The organism is Gordonia sp. UBA7860 (assembly GCF_002500165.1).
GTDB lineage: Bacteria > Actinomycetota > Actinomycetes > Mycobacteriales > Mycobacteriaceae > Gordonia > Gordonia sputi.
In genome coordinates, this window is sequence record NZ_DLSO01000127.1 from 1 (window position 1) to 6,244 (window position 6,244).

Sequence of the window (6,244 nt, forward strand, 5' to 3'; positions counted from 1 at the left end):
GTCGAGTACGCCGCTCTCACGGTCGAAGGCCCGAATGGTGTAGTCACGGTAGATCGGGAACTTACCCTCGGTGGGCAGTCGCATACCCTCGGCGCCGACGCCCGGCATGACTATCTCGCCGCTCTCCGGATCCGGGAAGAACAGTTTGATGTGGTCGTCGGGTGCCATGTGCACCACGATGAAGCTCTCGGGTGCGCTGATGGAGAACCGCACTCGACGCATGTCCGGACTCGAGTCGATGGTTTCGACCACCTCGACCGTACGTGGCAGCAGGTCGTACATGGTCAACTTGATCTCGGTCGGATGGGGACTCAAATCCTGCCCCTGCGCGGCGTCGATGCCGGTCACGTTGCTCACCTCTCGAAAACTCAAGCGCCAGAAGCGCTATGGCCAACGGGTACGGCCGTCGGGAGCGGTTGGTTCGATCCGCGACCCACGACGGCGTCGAGGATCTCCCCCGATCGGATGGCCACATTCGACAGTAGCGTCGACGTGAGCCCGTGTGTGTGTTCTGAGTTGCCCTGTACGAAGATCTGCCCGGTGATCTCCGGGGAGGTCTGCAGCCGGTACGCGCGGTCGAGTACGGGTCGGCCGTGTTGATCGGCCGCACAGTGCGCAGCCAGATCGCCGAGCATGTCCGCGACAGGCGTCGGCTCGAATCCGGTCGCGAACACGACGGCGTCGCAGTCGAGGTCGATGACCTCACCCGTCGTGCGGTGCGCGATGCGCAGCCGTGCGACGTCGTCGGTCTCGTCGAGGTCAGTGACCTCGGTCGCGCCGTGTACAAAGAGGCGGCGATTGCCCGATACGCGCTCGGTGTACTCGCGTCCGTACAGGTCCTGGATCAGGACCGGATCGACCGCCGAGTAGTTCGTGCTGCGGTGGTACTGGAGCAGACGGTCGCGCCACGCCGGCTCAGCCGTGAAGTACTCGTCGACGGCCTCGGCGTCGAAGATGCGATTGGCATAGGGACTGTCGTCGGCCGGCGTGTAGCCGTACTTGGAGAAAACGGCGTGCACTTCGGCGCCGGTCGTTTCGTGCAGAAAGGCAGCAACCTCCGCGGCACTCTGACCCGCGCCGATCACGGCGAACCTGCGGTGCGTCAGGGGCGGGAGCTTGGCCAGGTTGGGAAGCACGTGATGGTTGTGAAATACCCGCGGGCCTGCGACGACACCTGCGGGCAGCTTCGCCCGCAACCCTCCGCCGAGGACCAGGTTTCGCGCCCGCACGCTCTCGCCCGACGTCGAGGCGATGTCGAACGCGCCGTCGGCGAACGTGACCGAGCTGATCTCCGAGCCGTAGTCGACCGGTACCGACACGCGTTCCGCCGCCCACCGGAGGTAGTCGTGGAATTCGACGCGCAGTGGGAAGAAATCCTGACGATTGATGAAGTGGCCCAGACGATCGTGCTCGTTGAGGTAGCTCAGAAACGAGTACGAACTCGACGTATTACGTTGCGTCACCAAATCTTTGAGAAACGACACCTGCATCGTCGCTCCGGGCAGGAGCATGCCGGGATGCCACCCGAACTGGGACTTCCTCTCGAAGAACCGGGCCTGGATGCCACCATCGCGTGCCGTGCCGTTGTCGTTGCGTACCGCGCACTTGTCGTTGTACTCCTCGACCGCGATGGCCAAAGCCAGGTTCGACGGTCCGAATCCGATGCCAGCGATATCGAGTTCGGAGTTCCGCTCACTACACACGCGCCACTCCCTAGATCGTCGTGATTTCCGTGGGCCAATGCCGCACGCAATGCTAGGTGAGTCTAACCTAATCATCAGCTTGCGTTCATGTACCCCCCGCGACGCGAAACCTCGCACACATCAGCAGGCATCAGCACACACCGAGTCCGCATCGAACGAGGAGGACGACCGGCACCATGACACTTTCGACCTCGCCAGGGCCCGTGGACGGTTCCGACGCGCATTCGGCGCTCATCGACGAATCAACCGCCGCCGCAGACCATTTCGAGGTCTACGGACTCGACTATCACTGTTCTGCCAGCGGTGCTGTGGCTTCGTTCGACGATCCCTCGCGCGCAGCCGAGTCACTCGCACGGGGCGAGCACTCAGCGATCGTCGGTGCTCTCGCATTCAACACAGACGCACCGAGCGCGCTGACCGCCCCCGCACACATCCGCTTCGACGTGCCGCCGAACTCCTGGCCCGCACCAAGGCCAGCCACGGCAGCGGGCCCGATCACTGAAGCCCGCGTGGTCGCGGCGGAACCGCTCCGCGAAGAACACCGTGCCAGGGTCGCAGCAGCGGTCACAGTGCTCGCCGACTCGACCACTCCGCTGGCCAAGGTGGTGCTCGCACGAAAGCTGTTGTTGCACACCACGCCAAGGTTGACACCGGAGGTGTTCCTGGCCGCCCTCGCCGCACAGAACCCGCATTCGGGACTCTTCCGCACAGAGCTCACTCCCGCGGGAGACGCCTACCGAGGCCGACATCTCGTGGGCGCGAGTCCCGAGGTACTCGTACGACGACGCGGACGTCAGGTGAGCGCTCACCCGCTCGCCGGTTCCACGCCACGGCATCACGACCCCAGCGTCGACGCCGAGCGCGCCGCGACGCTGAACTCATCGGCGAAGGATCTCGACGAGCACCGTTTCGTTATCGATGCTCTGCGCAGCGCGCTCGCACCGCTGTGCACCCGACTCGACGTACCCGATGCGCCAAGCATCGTGGGCACGTCGTCGATGTGGCACCTGGGCACGTCGATCGTCGGCGAACTGGCCGACCCGTCGACAACGGCCCTCGACCTCGCGATCGCCGTGCATCCCACCCCCGCGGTGTGCGGGACTCCCACCGGCGCAGCCAGGGAGTACATCCTCGCGACGGAGGGCGACCGTGGTTTCTACGGAGGTGCCGTCGGATGGTGCATCGGGAATCTCTCCCCCGACGATCATTCTCCCGACGATCTGCCCCACGCCGCGCGCCACGAAGTACTGCGCGGCGCCGACGGGCTGACAGTGTCGGACAGCAGGACTCCGCACGGCGCTGTGACCCCTGGAGACGGCGAGTGGCTCGTGGCTATCCGGTGTGCGGAAATCGACTCGCGCACAGGAGCTCTGGCGACCTGGGCGGGTGGCGGTATCGTCGCCGACTCCGATCCCGACGCGGAAGTGGCTGAGACGACGGCCAAGCTACGTACCGTGCTGCGCGCTCTCGGCACCGACGAGATCTGACCTACCGGCGTCCGGCCGACATCGGCGCGCTGCAGCCACGAGCATCGGTCCCGCCATCACCGACGTGACCACCGCCATGACGACGACGATCATATAGGTCTCTTCACTGAAGATTCCGAGACTCAATCCCGTTGTCGCGATGATGATCTCGACGACCCCGCGAGCGTTGAGCCCGCTCCCGACCGCCATCGACTCCCACCGGGACAATCGCGCAAGGCGAGCCCCGACGTAGCCGCCAACCAGCTTGGCGACGACGGCGACGGCGATCACCCCGGCCGCCACTCCGGCAACTCCCGGAGAAGCGAGAGCCCTCAGGTCGACGTGTAAGCCGGCCGAGGCGAGGAACACCGGCGCAAGCACAGCCGTGGTGACCAAGCGGAGCGGCGTCACGACGCGCTCGGGACGTCGACCACAGGCGATCCCGGCAAGTAGTGCTCCGAGAACAGCCTCGAGATGCATCGCGTCGGTCGCCGCGGCACCGGCGACCATCGTGATCACCATCACCGCTGCCGACTGCGCATCGTGGCCACCGGATTCCAAGCGGGTCAACAGACGTCCGATCACCGGTCGCGCGACAAGCGCCACGGCAATCGAACCGATCATCGCCAGCAGCGTCAACGGCAGGTGCCAGCCGCGCAACCCCACGGTGACCATGGCTGACACCGCCGCGAGCGCCACCCAGGCGGCAAGGTCGGTGAGAGTGCCCGCCGACAGGATGAGCCGACCGAGCCTCGTCGGCAGCAGATGCAGGTCTCCGAGGATCCGAGCGATCACGGGAATCGCACTGACCGACATCGCGACACCGAGCAGAACTGCGAATTCTGTTGTGCTCGTGCCATCACCTGCGTTCGTACCGTCGCCGAGATATCGGGCAGGCAGCACCAGTCCGAGTCCGATGCCTGCGACGAGCGGAATCACGAAGGAGACACCGCTGATGACGCCGATCTTGCGCGCGTTTCCACGCACGAACGGACCGTCGAGCTCCGTCGCTGCAAGCCCGACGAGCAACACCACGGCGAGCGTGCCGACCGCGGATATCGCTGTGGTCGGCGTGCCGTCTGCGCTGACGACCACTCCCGTGACGTGCGGTGCCACCATGCCGAGGACCGACGGACCGAGCAGCACGCCCGCGACCAATTCGCCTGCCATCGAGGGGAATCCGAGCCGACGCGCGATCGCTCCGCACACGACTGCCGTTCCGAGGAGCAGCGCCAACGCTGTCAGCATGGCGGGCGTTGGCCGATCAGACGGTAGCCGGGGCGGGTTCGGCCCAACTCAGGCCGTCAGCCGATGGAACAAGCCCACCGTCGAGTAAGGGCGGTTCGGTCCCGTCGGTACCGACTGCCCCGCGTGCCTGGAACGCGTTCATCTCCTCCATGACGTCACGCACGACCTGCGTACCGAAGAGATGCCCCATCCGCTGACCCGAGTCGGTGTCCATGCCGCCGGTTCGCTCGGCCGCCTCGGTGAGAGCGGCCGTCGACGCAGAGAAGCGCTCGATGATCTGTTCCGGGTCGGTGAGAGCCTGTTCGCCGGAGTAGGCGCCCGCGACCAGCGACACGAATGCGGTCATGTCGTTCCGGTCGAAGTTGGTGACCTTACGCGCCTTCCAGAAGTACGAGTCCTCGGACTGCTCCATGTCATAGAAAGCCGACAAGAACTCATAGAAGACCGCGTACTCGCGACGGTACCGACCCTCGAACTCGGTGAACGCCCGCTCCTCGGTCATCGCACCTGCCAGCACACTGTTGATCGACCGCGCCGCCAGCACACCCGAGTAGGTCGCGAGATGAACCCCGGTGGAGAACACCGGATCGATGAAGCACGCGGCATCGCCGACGAGCACCATTCCGTTGCCCCAGAAGCGGGTGTTGGCATACGAATAGTCCTTGCGGATTCGGATCTCACCGTAGGTGCCCTCAGTGACGCGTGTGGCGTCGGACAGCATGTCCTTCACGATCTCGCAGCGATCAACGTAGTGCAGCAGTGTCTCTTCCTGCGCATTGAGCACGTGCTCGGCCTTGTCGCGCGAGATCACGGCTCCGACGCTGGTCAGCGTGTCCGACAGCGGGATGTACCACATCCATCCCTCGTCGAACGCAGCGCAGAGGATGTTGCCGCTGTCCGGCGCGGGGAAGCGCTTGCCGTTCTCGAAGTATCCGAACACCGCGACGTTCTGGAAGAAGTCGGAGTAAATCCTCTCTCCGCCTGCATGTTTCGACAAACGCGTGGTGTTACCCGACGCATCGACGACGAACTTCGCGTCGATCCGGTGCTCGACCCGGTCGGCGTCGACGTACCGGATACCCGTGACCCGGCCGGACTCGTCGGTGATGGTCCCGTTGACCCTGCTGCGCTGCCGCACGTCGACTCCCTGCTCCGCGGCGTTCTCGAGCAGAATCTGGTCGAACTTCATGCGCTCGACCTGGTACGCGTATGACCCCTCACCCGCGAACTCCGGCGAGATGGCAAACAGGAAGTTCCACGGCACCGGATTCTTGCCCCAGCGGAAGCTGCCGCCCCGTTTGTGCATGAATCCCGCGTTCTTGATCTTCTCGTCGACGCCGAGTAGTCGGCATACGCCGTGAATCGTTGAGGGAAGCAGTGATTCGCCGATCTGGTACCGGGGAAACGACTCCTTCTCCAACTGCACCACGCGGTGGCCGCTGCGAGCCAGCAGTGTCGCGACCGTCGACCCTCCCGGTCCGCCGCCAACGACGACGACGTCGGCTGTCTCACTGATCGGTTCCCCGCCGTGGGTGACGTCGCTCATCGGAGCTCTCCCACGTTGGCGCCGGAAACGCTCTCCGCGGTGAGCTCACGAACCCAGGAGCCGACGACCGGATCGGCGGCCATACTCACCAGATCAGCCCTGTGTGCACCAGCGGCGCGCCAACGTTCGATCAGTGACATCAGCCGCACCGAGTCCAAACCGACGTCGAGAACGTTTGTGTCATCGGTGATTTCGCTCTCGTCCACACCCAGGATGCCGGCAATGTCGGCGATGATCCGTTCTCGGGTGAGTACCGTATTCGTTGTAGCCATGCCGTCCTC

6 protein-coding genes are annotated in these 6,244 nt (G+C 64.9%); 1 reads left to right on the plus strand and 5 read right to left on the minus strand.

The features are described from left to right. Positions 1-357: siderophore-interacting protein (locus B3T59_RS16250; protein ID WP_287004322.1), on the minus strand; the 357-nt coding region annotated here is incomplete at its 3' end. A gap of 11 nt (positions 358-368) precedes the next feature. Continuing rightward, complete coding sequence (locus B3T59_RS16255; protein WP_005202878.1) at positions 369-1,703, minus strand: lysine N(6)-hydroxylase/L-ornithine N(5)-oxygenase family protein; 1,335 nt, start codon at positions 1,701-1,703, stop codon at positions 369-371. Between the two features lie 176 nt (positions 1,704-1,879). On the opposite strand from B3T59_RS16255, the gene B3T59_RS16260 reads away from it, so the two are divergent. After that, positions 1,880-3,190 (plus strand): isochorismate synthase, encoded by a 1,311-nt coding sequence (locus tag B3T59_RS16260; protein WP_287004323.1) that lies wholly within the window; start codon positions 1,880-1,882, stop codon positions 3,188-3,190. On the opposite strand, the gene B3T59_RS16265 is transcribed toward B3T59_RS16260, so the two are convergent. From B3T59_RS16265 to B3T59_RS16275, 3 genes are read right to left on the minus strand one after another with little or no spacing between them, the layout of a single operon-like run. Then, the gene (locus B3T59_RS16265; RefSeq protein WP_251721412.1) at positions 3,149-4,417 is read right to left on the minus strand and encodes a cation:proton antiporter; all 1,269 of its coding nucleotides are present in this window, start codon (positions 4,415-4,417) and stop codon (positions 3,149-3,151) included. The genes B3T59_RS16260 and B3T59_RS16265 overlap by 42 nt on opposite strands. A gap of 16 nt (positions 4,418-4,433) precedes the next feature. Beyond that, positions 4,434-5,963, minus strand: coding sequence for a tryptophan 7-halogenase (locus B3T59_RS16270; protein ID WP_064861731.1), 1,530 nt, complete (start codon positions 5,961-5,963; stop codon positions 4,434-4,436). Further along, positions 5,960-6,235: a phosphopantetheine-binding protein gene (locus B3T59_RS16275; RefSeq protein ID WP_287004324.1), complete on the minus strand. Its 276-nt coding sequence runs from the start codon at positions 6,233-6,235 to the stop codon at positions 5,960-5,962. Before B3T59_RS16275 ends, B3T59_RS16270 begins: the two co-directional genes overlap by 4 nt. Positions 6,236-6,244 lie beyond the last annotated feature (9 nt).